Source organism: Catellatospora sp. TT07R-123, from assembly GCF_018327705.1.
In the GTDB taxonomy this organism is placed as follows: domain Bacteria; phylum Actinomycetota; class Actinomycetes; order Mycobacteriales; family Micromonosporaceae; genus Catellatospora.
Genome location: NZ_BNEM01000002.1, coordinates 4,229,052 through 4,250,082 on the forward strand (window position 1 = coordinate 4,229,052; position 21,031 = coordinate 4,250,082).

The 21,031-nt window shown below is 73.0% G+C and carries 22 protein-coding genes; 8 read left to right on the plus strand and 14 right to left on the minus strand.

What is annotated here, in order from left to right; all coding sequences use genetic code 11:
• Positions 1–47 precede the first annotated feature (47 nt).
• The 6 genes from thpR to Cs7R123_RS38720 all read right to left on the minus strand — a co-directional run bounded on the left by thpR (position 48) and on the right by Cs7R123_RS38720 (position 5,341).
• Positions 48–599 carry an RNA 2',3'-cyclic phosphodiesterase gene (gene thpR / locus Cs7R123_RS38695; RefSeq protein ID WP_212834065.1) on the minus strand — a complete coding sequence of 184 codons (552 nt, stop codon included), beginning with the start codon at positions 597–599 and terminating at the stop codon, positions 48–50.
• A complete protein-coding gene (locus tag Cs7R123_RS38700; RefSeq protein ID WP_212834067.1) occupies positions 599–1,153 on the minus strand; it encodes a hypothetical protein in 555 nt (184 codons plus the stop codon). Before Cs7R123_RS38700 ends, thpR begins: the two co-directional genes overlap by 1 nt.
• A gap of 67 nt (positions 1,154–1,220) precedes the next feature.
• Positions 1,221–1,973: a maleylpyruvate isomerase family mycothiol-dependent enzyme gene (locus tag Cs7R123_RS38705; protein ID WP_212834069.1), complete on the minus strand. Its 753-nt coding sequence runs from the start codon at positions 1,971–1,973 to the stop codon at positions 1,221–1,223.
• A 13-nt stretch (positions 1,974–1,986) separates the two neighbouring features.
• Complete coding sequence (locus Cs7R123_RS38710) at positions 1,987–3,276, minus strand: MFS transporter (RefSeq protein WP_212834070.1); 1,290 nt, start codon at positions 3,274–3,276, stop codon at positions 1,987–1,989.
• An 81-nt stretch (positions 3,277–3,357) separates the two neighbouring features.
• Positions 3,358–3,807, minus strand: coding sequence for a MarR family winged helix-turn-helix transcriptional regulator (locus Cs7R123_RS38715; RefSeq protein WP_374707086.1), 450 nt, complete (start codon positions 3,805–3,807; stop codon positions 3,358–3,360).
• Between the two features lie 91 nt (positions 3,808–3,898).
• Entirely contained in the window at positions 3,899–5,341 is a 1,443-nt protein-coding gene (locus Cs7R123_RS38720; RefSeq protein ID WP_244872414.1) for an NCS2 family permease, read from the minus strand.
• An 84-nt stretch (positions 5,342–5,425) separates the two neighbouring features.
• Between Cs7R123_RS38720 and Cs7R123_RS38725 the strand changes: the two genes are divergently transcribed.
• On the plus strand, positions 5,426–6,181 hold the full coding sequence (locus Cs7R123_RS38725) for a DUF3027 domain-containing protein (RefSeq protein WP_212834074.1): 756 nt from the start codon (positions 5,426–5,428) through the stop codon (positions 6,179–6,181).
• A 72-nt stretch (positions 6,182–6,253) separates the two neighbouring features.
• The gene (locus Cs7R123_RS38730; protein WP_212834076.1) at positions 6,254–7,885 is read left to right on the plus strand and encodes an FG-GAP repeat protein; all 1,632 of its coding nucleotides are present in this window, start codon (positions 6,254–6,256) and stop codon (positions 7,883–7,885) included.
• 19 nt (positions 7,886–7,904) lie between these two features.
• Here the strand turns inward: Cs7R123_RS38730 and Cs7R123_RS38735 are convergent, their stop codons facing one another.
• Positions 7,905–8,549 carry a futalosine hydrolase gene (locus Cs7R123_RS38735; RefSeq protein WP_212834077.1) on the minus strand — a complete coding sequence of 215 codons (645 nt, stop codon included), beginning with the start codon at positions 8,547–8,549 and terminating at the stop codon, positions 7,905–7,907.
• Entirely contained in the window at positions 8,546–9,400 is an 855-nt protein-coding gene (locus Cs7R123_RS38740; RefSeq protein ID WP_212834078.1) for a hypothetical protein, read from the minus strand. Before Cs7R123_RS38740 ends, Cs7R123_RS38735 begins: the two co-directional genes overlap by 4 nt.
• A 39-nt stretch (positions 9,401–9,439) precedes the next feature.
• Here Cs7R123_RS38740 and Cs7R123_RS38745 point away from each other — a divergent pair, with 39 nt between their 5' ends.
• Complete coding sequence (locus Cs7R123_RS38745) at positions 9,440–9,664, plus strand: DUF2530 domain-containing protein (protein WP_212835093.1); 225 nt, start codon at positions 9,440–9,442, stop codon at positions 9,662–9,664.
• Entirely contained in the window at positions 9,661–10,476 is an 816-nt protein-coding gene (locus tag Cs7R123_RS38750; protein ID WP_244872415.1) for a 1,4-dihydroxy-6-naphthoate synthase, read from the plus strand. Before Cs7R123_RS38745 ends, Cs7R123_RS38750 begins: the two co-directional genes overlap by 4 nt.
• Before the next feature lies 1 nt (position 10,477).
• On the opposite strand, the gene Cs7R123_RS41030 is transcribed toward Cs7R123_RS38750, so the two are convergent.
• Entirely contained in the window at positions 10,478–10,864 is a 387-nt protein-coding gene (locus tag Cs7R123_RS41030) for a cold-shock protein (RefSeq protein ID WP_212834079.1), read from the minus strand.
• 292 nt (positions 10,865–11,156) lie between these two features.
• On the opposite strand from Cs7R123_RS41030, the gene Cs7R123_RS38760 reads away from it, so the two are divergent.
• Together Cs7R123_RS38760 and Cs7R123_RS38765 are read left to right on the plus strand one after the other, a co-directional pair.
• Positions 11,157–13,541, plus strand: coding sequence for a helicase-associated domain-containing protein (locus Cs7R123_RS38760; protein WP_212834080.1), 2,385 nt, complete (start codon positions 11,157–11,159; stop codon positions 13,539–13,541).
• 81 nt (positions 13,542–13,622) lie between these two features.
• Positions 13,623–13,865 carry a hypothetical protein gene (locus Cs7R123_RS38765; RefSeq protein ID WP_212834081.1) on the plus strand — a complete coding sequence of 81 codons (243 nt, stop codon included), beginning with the start codon at positions 13,623–13,625 and terminating at the stop codon, positions 13,863–13,865.
• Positions 13,866–14,075: 210 nt separating this feature from the next.
• Here the strand turns inward: Cs7R123_RS38765 and Cs7R123_RS38770 are convergent, their stop codons facing one another.
• Entirely contained in the window at positions 14,076–14,867 is a 792-nt protein-coding gene (locus Cs7R123_RS38770) for a L,D-transpeptidase family protein (protein WP_212834083.1), read from the minus strand.
• 204 nt (positions 14,868–15,071) lie between these two features.
• Between Cs7R123_RS38770 and Cs7R123_RS38775 the strand changes: the two genes are divergently transcribed.
• Positions 15,072–16,748, plus strand: coding sequence for a DNA repair helicase XPB (locus Cs7R123_RS38775; protein WP_212834085.1), 1,677 nt, complete (start codon positions 15,072–15,074; stop codon positions 16,746–16,748).
• On the opposite strand, the gene Cs7R123_RS38780 is transcribed toward Cs7R123_RS38775, so the two are convergent.
• The 4 genes from Cs7R123_RS38780 to Cs7R123_RS38795 form a co-directional block, all read right to left on the minus strand.
• Entirely contained in the window at positions 16,691–17,458 is a 768-nt protein-coding gene (locus tag Cs7R123_RS38780; protein ID WP_212834087.1) for a helix-turn-helix transcriptional regulator, read from the minus strand. The genes Cs7R123_RS38775 and Cs7R123_RS38780 overlap by 58 nt on opposite strands.
• A 306-nt stretch (positions 17,459–17,764) precedes the next feature.
• Complete coding sequence (gene ligD / locus Cs7R123_RS38785; RefSeq protein WP_212834089.1) at positions 17,765–18,604, minus strand: non-homologous end-joining DNA ligase; 840 nt, start codon at positions 18,602–18,604, stop codon at positions 17,765–17,767.
• Positions 18,594–19,406 carry a DNA ligase gene (locus Cs7R123_RS38790; RefSeq protein ID WP_212834090.1) on the minus strand — a complete coding sequence of 271 codons (813 nt, stop codon included), beginning with the start codon at positions 19,404–19,406 and terminating at the stop codon, positions 18,594–18,596. The genes ligD and Cs7R123_RS38790 overlap by 11 nt, the downstream gene beginning before the upstream one ends.
• A gap of 11 nt (positions 19,407–19,417) precedes the next feature.
• On the minus strand, positions 19,418–20,404 hold the full coding sequence (locus tag Cs7R123_RS38795; protein ID WP_212834092.1) for a Ku protein: 987 nt from the start codon (positions 20,402–20,404) through the stop codon (positions 19,418–19,420).
• 77 nt (positions 20,405–20,481) lie between these two features.
• Between Cs7R123_RS38795 and Cs7R123_RS38800 the strand changes: the two genes are divergently transcribed.
• Positions 20,482–20,979 carry an NUDIX domain-containing protein gene (locus tag Cs7R123_RS38800; RefSeq protein WP_244872416.1) on the plus strand — a complete coding sequence of 166 codons (498 nt, stop codon included), beginning with the start codon at positions 20,482–20,484 and terminating at the stop codon, positions 20,977–20,979.
• The last annotated feature ends 52 nt before the right edge of the window (positions 20,980–21,031 follow it).

A 21,031-nucleotide genomic window follows, 5' to 3' on the forward strand; every position in this document is an offset into this window, starting at 1 on the left:
GGAAGGGCACCTTCTGCATCGGATGGCGATGAGAAGGTGCCCTGCCTTCACCCGGCGCGCAGGGCCGACGCGGTGAGCGGGTGGTAGGACGGGTGCGGGCCGAGCTCGCTGCGTACCAGCAGCAGCTCGCGCACCGTCCAGCTCGGCCCGCGGTAGTCGTGCAGGGCCGCCAGGTCGGCGTGCAGGGCGTGCGCGGGCAGCCGGTCGCCGGGCCGGGCCAGCGTCAGGTGCGGCTGGAAGCGCTTGTCGTCGGGGTGCAGGCGGCGGGCGCGCAGTTCGCGGCGCACCTCGCGGCCGAGCCGGACCAGCCCGTCCACGTCGCCGTCCAGCCCCGCCCACAGGACCGTGGAACGGCCGTGGCCGAACTTCCCGCCGCCGCATACGGACAGGTCGCCGCAGGTGCCGGTGACCGCGCCGAGGGCGGCGGTCGCGGGTTCGGCGGCGTCGTCGGGGACCTCGCCGAGGAAGGCGAGGGTCAGATGCCAGCGTTCGGGCGGGCTCACCCGCGCGTGGGCCCGGCCCACCTCCAGCCGATCGACCAGATCGGACAGGTGGGCCACGGCCGGCGGTGGCGGGAAGACGGCCACGAACAGGCGCATCAGGGCTCCGAGAGCACGACTCCGGCGGAGATGAGCGCGCCCTCGACCCGCACCCGCTCGATCTGGAGGTCGAGCCCGGCCACCTCGGCCAGGTGCTCGTCGATGCCCAGGCACAGGCACGCGTCGCGCAGGGCCTGGTCGTAGGCGTCGTGCTCGCGGGGCAGCTCGCGCAGGGCGGCCACGATCTGCTCGAACGGCAGCGGGCCGCCCCCGATCGCCACCGGGGCGGGTTCGGGCAGCCAGGCCGGGGCCAGGCCGACGGCGCTGAGCCGCTGCGCGGCGAACTGGACCATGGTCTCCCGGGCGGCGCCCAGCGCGACCGTGGCCACGCGGGCGGCGTTGGTCCACGGCGGGCCCGCCGGCGGCGCGGGGGCGAAGGCCCGCTCCAGCCGGTCGAGGGTGCGCTGCTCGTGCCAGGCCTCGCGCACCTTCTCGGCGCGGTGGCGCACCTGCACCACCATGTCGTCGGCGCAGATCACCGCGGCGATCGCGGCGGGCATGCCGGCAAGCGCCATCACCCCCAGGGTGATCGGAAGTGCGCTGTCGGTAGCCACGTTCATGACACTATGCCCAACCCTTCGCCACTCGCCACCGCAAACCGTACGTACGTCCAACAGGCGGTCAGCCTGTCGCCATTCCCAGCAGGTCACGCAGCCCGGCCACCCGCCCGGCGGCTCCGGTGACGGCCAGCTCGGCGTCGTCGCCCCGCCGCCACACCCAGCGCAGCATCGCGTCGGGTGCCCCGGCGACCGTCGCCGCGGCCGGACCGTCGCCCTCGGTGACCAGCACCTCGGTCGGCGTGGGCGCCACCAGCCAGCGGCGGCTGCCCGACTCGATCGCGACCGAACCGCCGTCCGCCCCGGCCAATGCCGCCGCGAAGTACTGGTGCCAGGCCGTGCTGCCGTACGCGAGGAAGCAGCGCAGCAGCTCGTCGATGCCGTCCAGCGCGACCTCGTCGGGCACGGTCAGCGAGCCCACGCCCGTGGCCAGCTCGCCGTCGATGCGGTGGATCACCGTCTCGTGCACCATCCGGCGGATCCAGAACCCCACGGTCTGGTCCGGGGCGAACCAGGTCGGGGCGGACTCGGCCGGCGCCTTGGCCGCGAACTGCGCGGTGAGCTCGGCGTAGCCGCGGCGCAGCAGGGCGATCGGGTCCTCGTCGGCCACGCCCGGCGGCGGCCAGTCCTGCGGTTCCTGGGGCATCGCGCCGTCGCGCATGCAGGCCACCTTGTGCAGGTAGACCATGCCGACATGCCGGTCGAGGTCGGCCACCGACCAGTCGGGGCAGGTCGGAACCTGCGCACCGGCTGGGGCGAGGCCGCTGACCTCCAGCAGCCGCTCGTAGTCGGATTCGAGTGCGCTCAACAGATCCATGGATCGGATCCCATCACGCGGTTACGACACTGTCGTCGTGCACGACGCGCAGCCGCGGGCTGGGGCGGACCTGGATGGACAGCTTGTCCCCGGCGTGGCGCAGCTGCCAGACCAGGCAGACCACGGCGGCCAGCAGCGAGATCGCGCCGCCGAGCCAGATGCCCGCGGCGGCGCCGTAGCGCTCCACGATCCAGCTGATCACCATCGAGCCGATCGGGGCCGTACCGAGGAAGATCAGCACGTAGAGGGCCATGACCCGGCCCCGGAACGCCCCGTCCACGCCGAGCTGCACCCGCTGGTTGGCGGCCTGGGCCAGGAACACGGTGCTGAACCCGGTCGGCACCAGCAGCGCCAGCACCAGCCAGCGGTACGGCGCGAAGCCCACCGCCAGCGCCAGCACCCCGAAGGCGACGGCCGCCGCGAGCAGCAGGTAGACCGAGGGGCGGCCCTTGCGGGCGGTGCCCGCGAGCGCCCCGGCCAGCGAGCCGACGGCCAGCGCGGTGTTGAACAGCCCGAACGTCGCCGCACCGGTGGCGAAGACGGTCTTGGCCAGCAGTGCCAGGGTGAGCTGGAAGTTGTAGCCGAACATGGCGATCACGAACATCATCGCCATGGGCAGCAGCAGGTCGTGCCGGTTGCGTACGTACTTCAGCCCGTCGGTGACCCGGGCCTTCTCGCTGCGCGGGGGCAGTTCGGGCCGGAACAGCTCGGCCGGGCGCATCTGCCACTGCATGAACACCGGCGCGATCGCCATCACGGTGCTGAGCAGGAACACCGGGCCGGTGCCGAGGCCCGCGATGGCCACACCGGCCAGGGCCGGGCCGGTGACGCGGGCGGTCTGGAAGGTGGCCGCCGACAGCGACAGCGCGTTGGGCAGCAGTTCCTTGCCGACCAGTTCGGAGACGAACGCCTGGCGCACGGGGGTCTCGACGGCCTGGGCGATGCCGAGCAGGCCCGCGAAGATCAGGATGTGCCAGAACTGGATTAGGCCGGTGGCGATGAGCACGGCCTGCATGACGGCGAGCACCGCCCACGCCCCGTTGGAGATCATGAGCAGGGTCCGCTTGTCGAGGCGGTCGGCCAGGGTGCCCGCGTACAGCGTGAGCAGCATGACCGGGACGAACTGCAGCGCGGTGACCAGCCCGAGGGCGGTCGGCGAGTCGTGGGTCAGTTCCAGGACCAGCCAGTCCTGGGCTACGTACATCATCCAGACGCCGACCAGCTTGATCAGCTGACCGCCGGCGAACAGCCGGTAGTTACGGACCGTCAGGGATCGGAAGGTGGTGCTCAGTCTCGCCCGCACGCAGGTTGCGCCTCCTTGGATAGCAGCCATCCGGTTGAGACGGACCAGGCTGCTCGGCGCGATACGGGCGGGTGCCCGCGGTCACTCCCGGGCCAGCCGCTCCAGCAACTGGGCGGCACGCTCCACGATGTCGCGTTCGTCCGGGACGAGCTCGGCCAGCCGGTGGGCCAGCCATTCGTCTCGTACGCGCTGGTAGCGGTCGAGCACCGCGATCCCCTCCGGGCTGAGCGACAGCAGGACCTGCCGCCCGTCGGTGGGGTGCGGGGCCCGGCTGATCAGACCGCGGTCCTCCAGCTTCGCCACGATCTTGGTCATCGTGGGCGGCTGCACCCGCTCGGCCTCGGACAGCTCACGTGGGGTGAGTGCGCCGCCGATCCGCAGGCTGGTGAGCGCGGAAAGCTGGGTAACGGTGAGATCGCCGAGCGGCCGTTCCTGGCGCAATCGCCGGTTGAGCCGGGTGATGGCATCGCGGAGCCGCTCCGTCAGCTCCTCGGGAGAGGCTTGCGCCACCATCACCACCTGCTCCGTCACAATCCATAGCCTAGCTAATAAGCCTGGCTAACGAAATGGTTTTCCCTGGAAGAGGCGCTGTCACCGCCGTCACAGCGCCTCCGGGGCCGTCCTAGAAGAGCGCCTTCTCCAGCACACCGCGCAGGAAGTAGACCACGAACAGCAGCGCCACCGCCCACAGCAGCGGGTGCACGTCGCGGGCCTTGCCCTTGGCCAGCTTGATCAGCACGTACGAGATCACGCCCGCGCCGATGCCGTTGGAGATCGAGTACGTGAACGGCATGACCACGATCGTGAGGAACGCCGGGATGCCGATCTCGTAGTCCGACCAGTCGATGTTGCGGACCGAGGTCATCATCAGGAAGCCCACGATGACCAGGGCCGTCGACGCCGCCTCGAACGGCACGATGGTGACCAGCGGCGCCAGGAACATCGCCACCAGGAACAGGGCGCCGGTGACCAGGTTCGCGAAGCCCGTCCGCGCCCCCTCGGCCACACCCGCCGCGCTCTCGATGTACGACGTGTTGCTCGACGTGCTCGCCGCACCGCCGGCCGCGGCCGCGATCGAGTCCACCAGCAGGATCTCCCGGGTACGGGGAACCGTCCCGTCCTCCTTCAGCATGCCGCCTTCCTGCGCCACGGCGACCATCGTCCCCATGGTGTCGAAGAAGTCGGTCAGCAGCAGGGTGAACACGAACATGATCGCGACGATCGGCCCGGCCGTCTTCCAGCCGCCCAGCACGTTGAAGTGGCCCAGCAGCGACAGGTCCGGCGCGGCGACCCACTTGGTGGGCACCGCCGGCACGTTCAGGCTCCAGCCCGCCGGGTTGGGCTTGCCGTCGACGAACGACGGCCCGACCTTGGCGACCGCCTCCACGATGATCGCCAGGATGGTCGAGCTGATGATGCCGATGAGGATCGCGCCCTTCACCTTGCGCGCCACCAGCACCGCGGTCAGCAGCAGACCCAGCACGAACACCAGCCCCGGCCAGGTGATGATCGTGCCGTTGACGCCCATGCCGATCGGCGGCGAGCCGGTCCCGGTCGAGCGGACGAACCCGGCGTCGACGAAGCCGATGATCGCCAGGAACAAGCCGATGCCGACGCCGATCGCCGTCTTCAGCTGCATCGGCACGCTGTGGAACACCGCCGTGCGCAGGCCGGTCAGCACCAGCAGGCCGATGATCACGCCCTCGATGACGACCAGGCCCATCGCGTCGGCCCAGGTCATCTTCGGCGCGATCTCGTACGCGACGAGGGCGTTCACGCCGAGGCCGGCCGCCAGTGCGAGCGGGAACCTGCCCCATACCCCCATCAGGATGGTCAGCAGGCCCGCGACGAGCGCGGTGCCCGCCGCCAGCGCCGCCATCGGCAGCTTCGCGCCGGTGCTGTCGACGCCGCCGCCCAGGATGAGCGGGTTGAGAACCACGATGTAAGCCATCGTGAAGAAGGTGGCCAGGCCACCACGCACCTCGCGGGACATCGTCGACCCGCGGGCGGAGATTTCGAAGAAGCGGTCGAGCCCACCGACCGCGTTGGTGCCTGCTGTGCTCATGCGCCGCATCGTCCCAGATCGACGACCGATTGTGTATCGGATCCGGCCCGGGTCCGCTAAACCTCGAATCAGCGATGAGGAAGAATGGGGAACGTGACCAGGACCGCCACCCGTGCCCCGAAAGTCGACCAGGTATGTGCCGAGGCCGTCGAGACGGCCCGTACCGCGATCACCGATGACGCCGGCCATGTCGGCGAGCATCTGAACACGGTCGCCGAGGGCGACCGGGTGGTCACCCATTATTTCGCCTGCGACCTGCCCGGATACCGGGGCTGGCAGTGGGCGGTCACCGTCACCCGCGCCCCGCGCAGCAAGCACGTCACCATCTGCGAGACGGTGCTGCTGCCCGGCGGCGACGCGCTGCTGGCGCCCGGCTGGGTGCCCTGGCACGAGCGGCTGCACCCCGGCGACCTGGGCGTGGGCGACCTGCTGCCGACCCCGGAGGACGACGAGCGGCTGACCCCCGGCTACATGCTCAACGGCGACCCCGCCGTCGACGAGGTCGCCTGGGAGCTGGGCCTGGGCCGCCCGCGCGTGCTGAGCCCGCTGGGCCGCGAGGACGCCGCCCAGCGCTGGTACGACGGCGACCACGGCCCCGAGGCGCCCATCTCGTTGGCGGCGCCCCGCACCGCCCGCTGCGTCTCGTGCGCGTTCTACGTGCAGCTGGCCGGCTCGCTCGGCCGCGTCTTCGGCGCCTGCGCCAACGTGTACGCGCCCGACGACGGCAGGATCGTCTCGCTCGACCACGGCTGCGGCGGCCACTCCGAGGTGCTCATCGACGAGACCGTCATCCCCGCCCCGCCGACCATCTACGACGACGGCGGCGTCGAGGAGGTCTGAGCACCCCCTGCTCAGGCGCCGCGCGATGATCGTTTAACCTCACCCGTGCTCGGAACACGGGGAGGATCTTTCATGCGTCGTGCACTGTGCGTACTCGGGGTGTCGCTGCTGGGACTGACCGGCGCGACGGCGGCGGGAGCCGCGCCCGCGGCTCCCGGTGGCGGTCCGCGGGTGTCGCCGAACCAGGTCCAGGTCCGCCGGCCGGTGCTGCTGCGCCGGATCGGGCAGACGCCGCCCGCGAGCACCGGCACGCCGCAGGGCGCCGCGCGCTGGGACTTCGACGGGGACGGGCGCGACGAGATCGCCGTCGCCGGGGACAGCTACGGCGGCACGGTGATCGTGTCGTACAGCCGGATCGGGGCCCGCGACGTCATCACGATCGACCGGCCGTACCAGGGCGGGGGCGAGTTCGGCACCGCGCTGGCGGGCGGCGACTTCGACGGCGACGGCTACGACGACCTCGTCGTCGGCGACTACGTCGACACCGCGTTGCGCCAGACCGGCTCGCGGCGCTACGCCGCGCCCGGCTCCGGTTCCGTCTGGATCATTCCGGGCGGCACGGCCGGCCTGCGGCTCGACCGCGCCCGCGAGATCAACCGCGACACCGTGGCCGGGCTCGGCCAGCGCGCCGAGTACGAGTCGTTCGGCTCCGCGGTGGCCACCGGCGACCTCAACCGCGACGGCTACGACGACCTCGCCGTGGGCGCGCCGACGGCCAACGGCCTGGAGGGCGGCGTCGCCGTCGTGTACGGCGGCCGCCGCAGCCTCGGCACCAGCGGCACCTGGCTCGACCAGGACACCGCCGGGGTGCCGGACACCGGTGAGCACGGCATGTTCACCGGCGACTACTTCGGCGCCGCGCTGGCGATCGGCGACGCTACCGGCGACGGCTACGCCGACCTGGCCGTCGGCGCCCCGGGCGAGGACGGCGACGATCCCCGCATCGGCACGGGCGCGATCACGCTGCTGAAGGGCTCCGCCGCCGGGCTCACCACGGCCGGCGCCACGCAGGTCAAGGCCGCGAGCATGGCGACGGCCGCCCAGCCGCGCCTGGGTCTGGGCCGCACCCTGGCCGTCGTCGACCTCAACCGCGACGGTGCCGCCGAGGTCGTCTCCGGCAGCGCCACCAGCATCCCGACCAGCCTCGGCGGCGTCTGCGACGTGGTCAGCCTGGTCGGCCGCGCGGGCGGCCTGTCCACGGCCGGCGCGCAGATCGTGAAACCGGCGCCGACCGCCCTGGGTGACGGCTTCGGCAGCGCGCTGGCCACCGGCGACGTGACCGGGGACGGCTACCCGGACCTGGTCGTCGGGGCACCCGGCCGGACCGTCGCCGGGCACCCGAACGCGGGCGCCGTCTACGTGGTGCCGGGCTCGGCGGGGCGGCTGACCGGCGCGGGCATCCGCGAGTACACCCAGGACACCGCCGGGATCAGCGACACGGCCGAGCAGGACGACGAGTTCGGCCACGCCGTGGCGGTGCTGAACCGCGACGGCGACGGGACGTCGCAGGTGCTGGTCGGGGCATACCGGGAGTGGATCGGCGGCGAACCCCGGCCGCACGGCCTGGTCACCGTCCTGCGCGGCGGCACGGCTCTGACCGAGCTGACCACCTGGACCGGGGCGCAGCTGTTCCCCGCCCCGCCGGACGGCGACTTCGGCATGCTGGGCGTCGGCCTGACCGGCTCCCGGCTCGGCTACTACTGACGTCGGCCCGCCGCCGCGCCTACCAGCTGCCCGCCAGGGCGGCCAGGTGTGGCGCGGCGGCGGTCAGGGCGCTCAGGGCGTCGCCGATGCGCCAGGAGGCGCGGTCGCGCGGCCCGACCGGATTCGAGATCGTACGCAGCTCCGCGAACGGGACTCCGGCCTGCTCGGCGGCGCAGCCGACGCCGTAGCCCTCCATCGCCTCGGCCACCGCCAGCGGGTGCCGGGCGACCAGCTCGCGGGCCGTCTCGGCGGTGCCGGTCACGGTCGACAGGGTGAGCACGTCCCCGACGGCGGCGTCGGGCAGCACCCGGCGCAGCGCCGCCAGCAGATCCGCGTCGGCCTCCAGGGTCGCGGTGCCGAAGCCCAGGTCGTCGACGCTGATGAAGCCGGTGTCGGACTCCGGCGACTGGGCGCCCAGGTCCGCCGCGATGCTGCGGGCCCCCAGCACGGTGCCACCGGGCTCGACGCCGATGCCGCCCGCGATCCCGGCCGACACGACGGCCCGGTAGCGCGAACCGGCCAGGGCCAGCAGGCGGGCCGTACCCGCGGCCGCGGCGGCCGGGCCGACCCCGACCGGCGTCACGGTCACCGGGTGGCCGGCGGGCATCCCGCGCAGCAGCGCCTCGGCCTCGGCGGCCACCGCGGTCACGACCAGCAGCGTCATTTCTTGGTTCCCTCGTCGGTCGGGTCCAGCGACGACGGACGGTACACGTGGAAGCCGTCCGGGGTGGTCCGGGCCTCCTGGTGCGGCACCCGGGCCGGGCCGCCGTCGACGGCGGCGGGCAGGCGGGGAACGATCTCGCCGCTGACCACCGTACCGCCGCTCGCCCCGCCCGGTGTGCTCGTCGCCGAGCCGGGCAGGCGCAGGGCGAGCAGCGCGCCGACGCTCAGCAGGACGGCCGCCACCCACAGCGGCCAGGCGGCCGCGACCAGCCCGACGAGCAGGCCGGTGACGCCGGTGGCCAGGCCCGCGATCAGGCCGTACTGCATGGCGCGGTAGAGGCCGCCGAGCGGGTGCACGGTGCGCGGCAGCAGCCGGCGCAGCACGGTCAGGTGCATCGCCCACTGCGGCAGCACCAGGGCGAGCAGCAGCATCAGCAGCGGCCACAGGTCCCCGGCCCACTGAGCGGCCAGCACCGTGGCGACGCCCCGGCCCACCAGGGCCAGCCCGATGGCGGCCCGGGTCAGGGCGGGGACGCGGCTGACCAGTACGCCGCCGAGTGCCGCCAGCACCAGCCCGCCGACCAGCGCCGCCGACCACCCGACGGCGCCGGGGGAGCCCGCGGCCCAGAGCAGCCCGGCCAGCAGGGACAGGTCGGCGGCCATGACCACGGCGTGCAGGTCGAACAGGCGGCCGGCGCTGGGATCACCGCCGGAGCCCATCATCCGCACGCGCAGGGCGGTGCGGGTGAGCCACCGGATGCCGACCACGGAGCGGTTCACCGTGGCGACCAGCATGCGGATCAACCGGACCAGCAGGTCCGCGAGGTGGCGCAGTGCTTGCAGCAGGGGCATGGTGCACATCCTGCCAGCGCGTACCCTGTTCTCGTGCCCATGGAACCACCCAAACCGCTGGACCCGCCGACCGTCCCCTTCGCCCTCGCCGGAATCGGCGCGTTCGCGCTGGTCGGCCTCGTCTTCTTGATCTTCCGGGACTGGCTCGCCGCCAACGGCCACGAGAGCTGGCTGTGGATCTGCGTCGCGGGTGTGCTGTGGGGCCTGCCGGGCCTGGCCACGATGATCGTGCACGACCGGCACCGGCGGGAGCGCCGCTCGTGAGCGCGCCGCTGAGCATCGCCTTCTCGCCCTGCCCGAACGACACGTTCGTCTTCCACGCGCTGGCGCACGGGCTGGTCCCCGGCGCCCCGGCGCTGGACGTGACCTTCGCCGACGTCGACGTCACCAACACCGCGGCCCTCGACGGCCGCTTCGACCTGGTCAAGGTGAGCTACGCGGCCCTGCCGTGGCTGCTGGACCGCTACGAGCTGCTGCCCTGCGGCGGCGCGCTCGGCCGCGGCTGCGGCCCGCTGCTGCTCACGGCCGGGCGGGCCGACATCAGCGGGGCGACCGTGGCGGTGCCCGGCGACCGGACCACGGCATACCTGCTGTTCCGGCTGTGGGCACAGCAGAGCGGGCAGGTGCCGGGGCGCATCGAGGTGGTGCCGTTCCACGAGATCATGCCGGGGGTGGCGGCCGGGCGGTTCGACGCGGGCCTGGTGATCCACGAGGCGCGGTTCACGTACCCGCGCTACGGCCTGACCAGCCTGGTCGACCTGGGCGAGTGGTGGGAGACGGACACGGGCCTGCCGATCCCGCTGGGCGCGATCCTGGCCCGGCGCGGCGCGGTCGACCCCGTCGCGGCGGCCGCGTGGGTGCGCGCGTCGGTGCGGGCGGCCTGGGCCGATCCGGCGGCCAGCCGCGACTACGTGCTGGCACACGCCCAGGAGATGGAGCCCGAGGTCGTCGACCAGCACATCAAGCTGTACGTCAACGAGTTCACCGAGGAACTGGGCGAGGCCGGACACGCGGCCGCCCGGGCCCTGCTGACCCGGGCGGCGGCGGCCGGCCTCACTCCTGCGGTGGTGCTGTAGCTCAGACCTCGAGCTCGCGGGCGATCGCGTGCAGCGCCTCGGCGATCTTCTGCGCGCTCTTCTTCTCGGGGAAGCGGCCGCGCTTGAGGTCGGGCAGGATCCCGCTCTCCAGCACCTTGATCATGTCTTCGATCATGTTGTTCAGCTCGTCCGCCGGGCGGCGACGCAACTCCACCAGCGACGGCGGCGCGTCGATGAGCTTGACCTGCAGGGCCTGGTCGCCCTTGCGGCCGGCGGCGACGCCGAACTCGACCTTCTGGCCCGGTTTCAGGTCGCCCACCCCGCCCGGCAGCGCGGCCTTGTGCACGAAGACGTCGCCGCCCTCGTCACGGGTCAGGAAACCGAAGCCCTTCTCCGTGTCATACCACTTCACCCGACCCGTAGGCACTGCTGCAACACCTGCTTCTCTGCACCGCGGGCGGCTGGCGCCCGACACGTCCGACTGAGGCCGCGCCCACGGCGGCCCGCTGACAAGGCTAGCGATCGTGCTCCGGGCACCCAACTGGAATCCCCGGTCCCGCCGCCGGTCGGGCCGACGGACCATCCCGGACAACACACTCAGGCTAATCGATATCACGCGGTGACAGGGCGAGGCCCTGCACCGCTGTCAGACCCGGGCGGTGTACGCCCGTGCCGCGCGGCCCGCGCGCGGCGGCCCGACCGGATAGCGTGGAGACACGATGACCACCGAGTACGCCGACCACCTGCGCGCGCTGCCCGACGACGCCCTGGGCGCGCTGCTGCGCGTGCGCCCCGACCTGATCACGCCGGTGCCCACCGACGTGACGGTGCTGGCCGCCCGTGCCCAGACCCGGGTCTCGGTGGCCCGCACCCTGGACACCCTCGACCGGTTCACCCTGGAGATCCTCGACGCGCTCCGGCTGACCCGCGAGCCCGACACCCGGACCACCTCGCTGGCGGCGGTCGTCGCCATGGCGTGCGCCCCGGCGGGCGGCCCCGAGCCGGCCCGGGTGGCCGAGGCGGTCGGCCGGCTGCGGGCCAGGTCCCTCGTGTACGGACCCGACGACACGCTCACCCTGATCCCCACCGTCGACGAGGTGTGCTCGCCATACCTGGCGGGCCTCGGGCGGCCCGCCGCCGACCTGGCGACCGCGGGCGACTCCGACGGCGCGGTGGCCGCGCTCATGGCCGACCCGGCGAAGCTGCGCCGCACCCTGCTCAGCGCGCCGCCCGAGGCCCGCGCCGTGCTGGACCGGCTGGCCGAGGGGCCTCCCGTGGGCACCAGCACCAACCGCAGCGAGCCGGTGACCTGGCTGCTGGAGCACCACCTGCTGGTGGCCACCGGCGACGACGCGGTCGAGCTGCCGCGCGAGCTGGGGCTGCTGCTGCGCCGCGACGCCGGGCCGCTCGGGCAGCTGCACCCGCTGCCGCCGGAGCCCGCCGGGCAGCCCCGGCCGGAGCTGTTCGCAGACCGGGCCGGGGCCGGGCAGGCGATGAACGCGGTGCGGCATACCGAGGACCTGCTGGAGGCGCTGCACGAGGAGCCCGCGCCGGTGCTGCGCGGCGGCGGTCTGGGCGTGCTGCCGCTGCGGCGGCTGGCCCGCGCCGCCGGGATCGCCGAACCGCTGGCCGCGCTGCTGCTGGAGGCCGCCATGGCGGCCGGGCTGCTGGGCGAGCTGGAGCTCGGCAGCGAGACCGTCTTCCTGCCCGCCGCGGGCTACGACCTGTGGCGCGGCACCCCGCTGGCGCAGCGCTGGGCCGTGCTGGCCGGGGCGTGGCTGGCCATGCCGCGGCAGCCGGGACTGACCGGCGGCCGCGACGAGAAGGACCGGCCGCTGACCGTGCTGTCGCCGCAGCTGGAGCGGGCCGGGATGCCCGCCGCCCGGCGGGCGGTGCTGGCGGCGCTGGCCGAACTGGCGCCCGGCTCGGCGCCCAGCGCCGACGAGCTGCTGGAACGGCTGCGCTGGCAGGCGCCGCGGCGGCTGCGCGGCCGGGCCGAGCTGCACCGCGAGGCCCTGACCGAGGCGGCCGAGCTGGGCGTGACCGGCTCCGGCGCGCTCACCGGGTACGGCAGGCAGCTGCTGGAGGTGGGGCACGGCGACCCCGACGCCGATCCGCTGGGGCGCCGGCCCGAGGCCGAGCTGCCGCCGGAGCAGACCCCGCTGGTGCTGGCCCTGGCGGCGCTGCTGCCGCCCCCGGTCGACCACGTGCTGGTGCAGGCCGACCTGACCGTGGTGGTCCCCGGGCCGCCCGAGCCCGCGCTCGGCGCCGAACTGGACCTGGTCGCCGAGCACGAGTCCGGCGGCGGCGCCAGCGTGTACCGGGTGACCTCGGCCAGTCTGCGCCGGGCGCTGGACGCCGGATACGCCGGGACGGACCTGCACGCGCTGTTCCAGCGGCGCTCGAAGACCCCGGTGCCGCAGGCGCTGACGTACCTGATCGACGACGTGGCGCGGACCCACGGCGGGCTGCGCACGGGCGGGGCGCAGGCGTATCTGCGCAGCGACGACGAGGGCCTGGTGTCGGCGGTGCTGGCCGACCGGCGGCTGTCGGCGCTGCAACTGCGCAGGCTGGCCCCGACGGTGCTGGTGACGCCGTTCAGCTCGGGGCGCCTGCTGGCCGCGCTGCGCGACGCCGGGTACGCGCCGGTGCCCGAGGACGCGAGCGGGGCGGCCGTGCTGACCAAGCCGAAGTCGCGGCGGGCCGCGCCCCGGGCGGCGCTGGAGCCGCAGCCGGACCCGCTGGAGGCGCCGGGGCTGACCGAGCCGCGGCTGCTCGGCATCATCGAGGAGATCCGGCGTGGCGACGCCCGCGCGCGGGCCGCGCGCCGGGCCCCGGCCGAGGTCCGTGCGGCCGCCGGGCACCCGATGTCGAGCCTGACCGCGGTGCAGGCGCACTCCCAGGCGCTGGCGGTGCTCCAGCAGGCGGTGCGGGACAAGGCCAAGGTCTGGGTCGGGTACGTCGACGCGCACGGCGCGAACGCGTCCCGCCTGGTGCGGCCGGTGTCGCTCGGGGCGGGCTACCTGCGGGCCGAGGACGACCGGACCCAGACGCTGCACACGTTCGCGCTGCACCGGATCACGGCGGCGGCCCCCGCCGACTGACCGGAGTCCCCCTAATGCCTGGCAACCGGGGCGAAACGCCCTGCCGGGTGGCACGCTAGGGATGGGAAAGGACGGGGCGCGATGACGACAGAGCAGGACGCGGTACGGGACGAGGTCGAGCCGCCCCCACCGGACCGGGCGGTCTCCCACCGGGCCGTGCTCGCCGTCGGCGGAGTGTCCGCCGTGCTCGTGGCCTGGTTCTTCTGGGCCTGGCTGGGCCTGCGCCGCAACATCGTCGACGCCGCGGGCGAGTCGATCGGCAGCGCCATCGCGCTGCTGCTGGTGGTGTCGATCGCCGGGGCCACCTGGCGCGCCCGGCGCTGACGGCACGGTCCCGGCGGCCCCGGCACGCGAAAAGGGAGTGGGCCGCGGCCACCCCCGCGGCCACGGCCCACTGACGTTGCGCTCGCCCCCGTTAGGCGCCCCGAACGCGCACGGCACACGGATTACGCATTCCAGGTGGTCCGGGGTTGCGGTTCGGCACCGGATTCAACCGAACGACCGATAAGCTCCGGCCGACCGTCCAGATCGGCATCAGGTGCCGGGGCGACGCCCGAAAATCTTTACCGTGGTGCCGTTCTTGAGCGTGTTCCAGAATCTGACCGCGTCGACCGGCAGAAGGTTGATGCAGCCGTGCGATCCGATCGAGCCGTTGTGGATCCAGGTCGTCGTCTGGTGAAAACCGCTACCACCGACCACGCGCTGCCAGTACGGCAGCCACACGTCCCACTCCTCCGACCAGTTCTTCAGCTGCCGGTCGTGGATGGCGAACGAGCCGGTGTCGGTCGCGTAGCCCGCCATCCCGGTGCGGGTCACGGTCGGGCCGTACACGACCTTGCCGCCGCTCATGATCCACACGGTCTGGTGGGTCAGGTCGACACAGGCGGTCAGGCCGCTGCCCGCACCGCAGGCGCCCGGCTTGCTCGCCAGCAGCCGCTCGGCGACGTTGCGGGTCATCGGACCGGCCTTGCCGTCGACCGGGCGCAGGTCGAACCGCTTCTGGAACTTCTTGACGGCGTCGCAGTCGGCCTGCGACTGCACGCCGTCCACGGTCAGCTTGCCGTAGCCGCCCAGCGCCGCCAGCGCCTGCTCCACGGCCTTCTGGTGCTCCCCCTGCTGGCAGGTGGCCGGCTTCGGGCTGGTGGTGGGCTTCGGCGACGCCGACGGCACCGGCACCTCGGCACTCGGTGACGGCTGCGCCGACTCGGCCGGCAGCGGCAGCTCGGACGCCTGCGCCACCGCGCCCGGCACGGCCGGCTTCGGCTGGCACGCGGCGGTGCCCGCCAGGCAGGCGATCGCGAGCACGCTCACGACTATGCGGCGCACAGGCCCTCCCCAAGGCTCACGGCTGATCCGGGCAGCGTCGCGCTGCCCGCACCTGAGACGGTCTCCGCCTGGGCGGGGGTTGCCCCGCGTGGGAGACTGGACTGTTGACCTGCATCGGACCAGGCGGGCGACTAACCCGGTGGGAACGAACCCGGTGGGAACGAACCGGCGGAAACGCGTACCGCCGACGCAGACGAGGTGAGCATGACGAACGGACCGCTGATCGTCCAGTCGGACAAGACGTTACTTCTCGAGGTAGACCACCCGGACGCGACCGCCTGCCGCATGGCGATCGCGCCCTTCGCGGAGCTGGAACGCTCACCCGAGCACATGCACACCTACCGGCTGACCCCGCTCGGGCTGTGGAACGCCCGCGCCGCCGGACACGACGCCGAGAGCGTCGTCGACGCGCTGCTGCGCTTCTCCCGCTACCCGGTGCCGCACTCGCTGCTGGTGGACGTCGCCGACACGATGGACCGGTACGGCCGGCTCCAGCTGCTCAACGACCCCGCGCAGGGGCTGGTGCTGCGCGGGCTGGACCGGGCGGTGCTGGTCGAGGTGGCCAAGTCGAAGAAGGTCGCCGGGATGCTCGGCGCCCAGCTCGACGCCGACACCATCGCCGTGCACCCGTCCGAGCGCGGCCACCTGAAGCAGGTGCTGCTCAAACTCGGCTGGCCCGCCGAGGACCTGGCCGGGTACGTCAACGGCGAGGCCCATGCGATCGAGCTGCGCCAGGACGGCTGGCAGCTGCGGTCGTACCAGCGGGAGGCGGTGGAGCACTTCCAGGCCGGCGGATCCGGCGTGGTCGTGCTGCCGTGCGGGGCGGGCAAGACCCTCGTCGGCGCGGCCGCGATGGCACAGGTCAGCGCGACGACGCTGATCCTGGTCACCAACACCGTCGCCGGGCGGCAGTGGCGCCGGGAGCTGCTGGCCCGCACCACCCTGACCGAGGACGAGATCGGCGAGTACTCCGGTGAGCGCAAGGAGATCCGGCCGGTCACCATCGCGACGTACCAGGTGCTCACGACGCGGCGCGGGGGCGTGTTCCCGCACCTGTCGGTGTTCGAGGCCCGCGACTGGGGCCTGATCGTGTACGACGAGGTGCACCTGCTGCCCGCGCCGATGTTCCGGTTCACGGCTGATCTGCAGGCCCGCCGCCGCCTCGGGCTGACCGCCACCCTGGTCCGCGAGGACGGCAAGGAGGGCGACGTGTTCAGCCTGATCGGGCCGAAGCGCTACGACGCGCCCTGGAAGGACATCGAGTCGCAGGGCTGGATCGCCCCCGCCGACTGCACCGAGGTCCGGGTGTCGCTCACCGACGCCGAGCGCATGCAGTACGCCACCGCCGAGCCGGAGGAGAAGTACCGGGTCGCGGCGACCGTGCACAGCAAGCTGCCGGTGATCGAGGCGCTGATCGACCGGCACGCCGGGGAGCAGGTGCTGGTCATCGGCGGATACCTGGACCAGCTGCACGAGATCGGGCAGTTCCTCTCCGACCGCGGCACCGAGACGCCGATCGTGCACGGCGCCACCACCACCAAGGAGCGCGAGCGCCTGTTCGACGCATTCCGCGACGGCTCCGTACGCACGCTGATCCTGTCCAAGGTGGGCAACTTCTCCATCGACCTGCCCGAGGCGGCCGTCGCCATCCAGGTGTCGGGCACGTTCGGATCGCGCCAGGAGGAGGCCCAGCGGCTGGGCCGGGTGCTGCGGCCCAAGGCCGACGGCCGCCAGGCCCACTTCTACTCGGTCGTCTCGCGCGACACCGTCGACACCGAGTACGCCGCCCACCGCCAGCGCTTCCTGGCCGAGCAGGGCTACGCCTACACCATCGTGGACGCCGCCGACGTGCTCTCCCCCGAGCCGCCTGGCGGCGCCTGACACCCCAGCTCCGGCCGCTCCCGCAGTCGGCCGAGCACCCAGGCGACCTCAGGGTGGTCGAGTTCGACGGCGGGCAGCGGCCGCACCGGCAGCACCTCGCCGTCGAACTCGACCAGCACCGGCTCCGGCAGCTCCGGCACCAGCCGCGCCCGCAGCTCGACCATCCTGTCGCCCCACCACAGCGGCCCCGGATCACGCGGGTCCGTGCGGTAGCCGTCGAACTCCCGGGTCCGCTCGTTCCACCGCCGCAGCGCCTTGCGAAGCACCCAGGCCGCCAGCACCTCGACGTCCGCCTCCGCCATCAGCACGTCGACACGCCGCTCGTCGACCGGCACCCCCTGCAGCACCGCCGCCGCCGGCCCGTCCAACACGAACCGCAGCTCCCCGGGCGCCCGCACCTTCAGCAGGTGCACGTTGCTCACCACCCGGAACTGCAACTCCCGCAGCTGCGCCACCGCCGTCGCCACGCGGCTGTCCCGACCGCTGCCCGCCGCCTCGGCCTCGACCCGCAGTTGCAGGCCGAGAGCCGCGAACGCCCGATCAGCGTAGGACGAGCTCACCGGCCCGCGACCGCGCTCCAGCCTCGAGATGTGCTGCTGTGCCACGTCGACCCGGCGCGCGAGCTCCTGCTGGCTTAGGCCGCGCCGCTCCCGCTCGATCCGCAGCAGCCGCCCGAGCCGCCCTGCCAAGGTCGCCTGTTCCTCATCCACCACGCCCATGCTGCCGCCGATCCGAACGCGGATCGAGCCCTGTGGAAAACCGGCCGATCTCCTGTGGATGACGACCTGACCTCGGTAGGTCACACCGCAGACCACACCTCATATGGTGTGGGCACATCGCATGAGGAGTGATGCGCCGCCTCACATGGTTGCCCGGCGGCCCACACCGCGGATCGTCACGGCGTCCCGGCGGCGGTGCCTTCGGGTGACATGAGCGCCGGGATCGCACTCGTCCCGAGTCCAGTGCCTCGCGGCGGGGCCGGTGCGGTGCCCGCGCGATCGCCCCGCCATATCGGATCACCGGCGGCGTCCGGAGGCGGGCAGGAGGCCTTGGTGGAGGTCGCCGAGGCGGGTGGTGCGGGCGAGGACCTCGGCGGGGGTGAAGTCCTCGGCGGTGAAGTCGCCGGCGGCGACCTCGTCCCAGGTGAGCGGGGCGGAGACGGTGGGGACCGGGCCGGCGCGCAGGGAGTACACGCTGACGGTGGTCTTGGCCTGGTGGTTCTGGCTCCAGTCGATGAAGACCCGGCCGGGGCGTACCTCCTTGGCCATCTGGTCGGTGACCATGTCCTTGGCCGCGGCCGCGAACTCGGCCGCGATCGCCCGCGCGTAGTCCATGACCTCGTCGAAGCCACCCGCGAACACCGCGGACACCTGCATGCCCTTGCGCCCGGACGTCTTCGGGTACGCGTCGCGGCCGTCCACGGCGAGACGGTCGCGCAGGGCGAGGGCGACCGCGCGGCACTCGTCGAGTCCGGCGGGCGCGCCCGGGTCGAGGTCGAAGACGACCCGGTCGGGGCCGGGGGCACCGACGCGCCACTGGTGGGTGTGCAGTTCCAGGGCGGCGAGGTTGGCCAGCCACACCAGGGTCGCGGGCTCCTGACAGATGATCAGGCCGTCGGGGGACAGCGGCACCCAGGCCGGATGCTTGGCGGGCGCGTTCTTCTCGAAGAAGCCGGGGCGGTCGGCGCCGTCGGGGAAGCGGATCCGGGTCAGCGCGCGGTCGGCCAGGTGCGGCAGCAGCACCGGCGCGATCCGCAGGTAGTAGTCGATCACCTCGGCCTTGGTGGTGCCGTCCGGATAGAGCGGCTTTTCGAGGTTGCTGAGGGTGAGCTGGCGGCCGTCGACCTCAGTGCGCATCGGGGCCGTCCTCGGCCGGGTCGACGCAGTCGGCGGGCAGCTTGTCCGGGCGCAGCCGCAGGAAGCAGGGGAAGCGCAGGCGGCCGTCGGGCGTGATCTCGGTGTAGCGGACCTCGACCACCAGCAGCGGTTCGACCCAGGTCCCGGGTTCGGCCGGAGGCGCGAACGGCGGGTCGGGCCGGGCCAGCTCGCGCAGCACGGGCAGCAGCGCGCGCTCGGCGCGGACGGTCAGGCCGCCGCCGACCCGGCCGCGGTAGCGCAGCCGCCCGTCGGGCAGCGGTGAGCCGATGAGCAGGGCGCCCAGCGGGCGGGCGCCGGGGCGCCAGCCGCCGATGACGAAGTCGGCGGTGTGCACGAACTTCCACTTGATCCAGTCCGGGGAGCGCACGCCCGGCTGGTAGCGCGAGCTGCGGCGCTTGGCCACCACCCCTTCGAGCCCCAGCTCCCGGGCGGCGGCCACGGTGGCCTCGCCGTCGTCGAAGCTCGGCGAGACGGAAAGGTCGAGGCGTTCCAGCAGCTCCCGGCGCCGGGTGTAGGGCAGGTCGGGGCGGATGACGTCGAAGGCGACGTACGCGGGGGGCACGCCCTGCTGCATGGCGTGGAAGCTGGGCAGGCCGCGGGCGTCGAAGGCGACCAGTTCGCCGTCGACCACCTCGTCGAGGGCGGGCAGGCGAGGACCGGTCAGGCGTCGGCCGGAGCGGCCGTAGAAGTGCCCGTCGGCGTAGACGGCGCGGAACCCGTCCCACTTCACCTCGTACGCCCAGTCGGGGCCGGTGGGCAGCGGGCCCGCGGTGGCCAGCATCGGCGCGACGATCAAGCGGCCTTGGCCTTCTTCGCCGGAGCCTTCTTGGCGGTGGTCTTCTTCGCGGCGGCCGGCTCGGTGGACTTCTTCGCCGTGGACGACTTCGCCGAGGCGGTCTCCTTGGCGGGCACCGACTTCTTGGCCGCCTTCTTGATCGGTGTGACCGTGGCGTGGGCGCCCATGATCTCGGCGGCCTTCTCCTCGGGCCTGGCGGCCCCGCGCGCGGCGCGGGCCCGTTCCACCGACTCGCGCAGCGCCGCCATCAGGTCGATCGTGGGCGCGATCGGCTCCTCGGTGGTCGGCTGCACCACCGTGTCCTTCTTGCCGATCTTCACGTCGATGACCTGCTGGAGCGCCTCGCGGTACTGGTCGGTGAACTCGTCCGGGTGGAAGTCGCCCGACATCGAGTCGACCAGTGACGACGCCATCTTGATCTCCTGCGGGCGCAGCTTGACGTCGTCGTCGAGGAAGTCGAACGCCGCCTCGCGCACCTCGTCCGGCCACAGCATCGTGTTGAGCACGAGCACGCCCTCGTGCACCCGTACCGTGGCGAGGGTCTCGCGCTGGCGCAGCGCCACCTTGACCACCGCCACCCGGTCGACGTGCGCCAGCGCCTCGCGCAGCAGCAGGTACGGCTTGACTCCGGCGGCCCCGTCGGGCTCCAGGTAGTACGCCTTGTCGTAGAGGATCGGGTCGATCTGCTCGTTGGGCACGAACTCCAGCACCTCGATGGCGCGCGACGTGGTCAGCGGCAGGTTCTTGAAGTCGTCGTCGGTGAGCACCACGATCTCGCCGCCGCCGACGTCGTACCCCTTGGCGATCTGGTCGTAGCTGACCTGCTCGCCGTCGAGCGAGCAGACGCGCTGGTACTTGACCCGCCCACCGTCGGTCCGGTGCACCTGGTGGAACCGGATGTCCTTCTCCTCCGTGGCGGAGTAGAGCTTCACCGAGATCGAAACCAGCCCGAACGAGACGGCGCCCTTCCAGATCGCCCTCATAAGGGCAACATTGCCACGGTATGACCGAGCAGGTGGCCGGTACCGCCAGAACCAGGCGGGCTCTACTGTTGACGTCCATGGGCTCCGACGAGGATTGGTACAACTCGTACCACGGCAAGGTGCGGGCGGCCATGGGCAGCGCGACGCTCTTCTTCCTGGCCGCACGCGGGGTGATCCGCGACGAGCAGGGCAGGGTCCTGCTGATCAAGCGCACCGACAACGGCTACTGGGCGTTCCCCGCGGGCGCGATGGAGCTAGGCGAGTCGATGCGCGACTGCGCCATCCGGGAGACGTTCGAGGAGACCGGGCTGAAGGCCGGCAACGCCGTGCTGTTCGCCTTCCTGTCCGGCCCCCAGTACACCTTCACCAACGTGTACGGCGACACCTACCAGCACATCTCCGGGTCGTACCTGCTGACCGACGTCACCGGCGAGCTCAACCCGGACCCGTACGAGGCCTCCGACTGCGGCTGGTTCGCCCCCGACGCGCTGCCCGACCCGAGCTCCGGCGCGGTGACCTGGACGCTGGAGCACCTGGCCCGGTTCGAGCAGACCGGCGAGATCTTCGTCGACTGACGCGCGCCGCCGGCGGGTGCCGCAGCTAAACAGGTTGCCGTTCTGCCTGGTC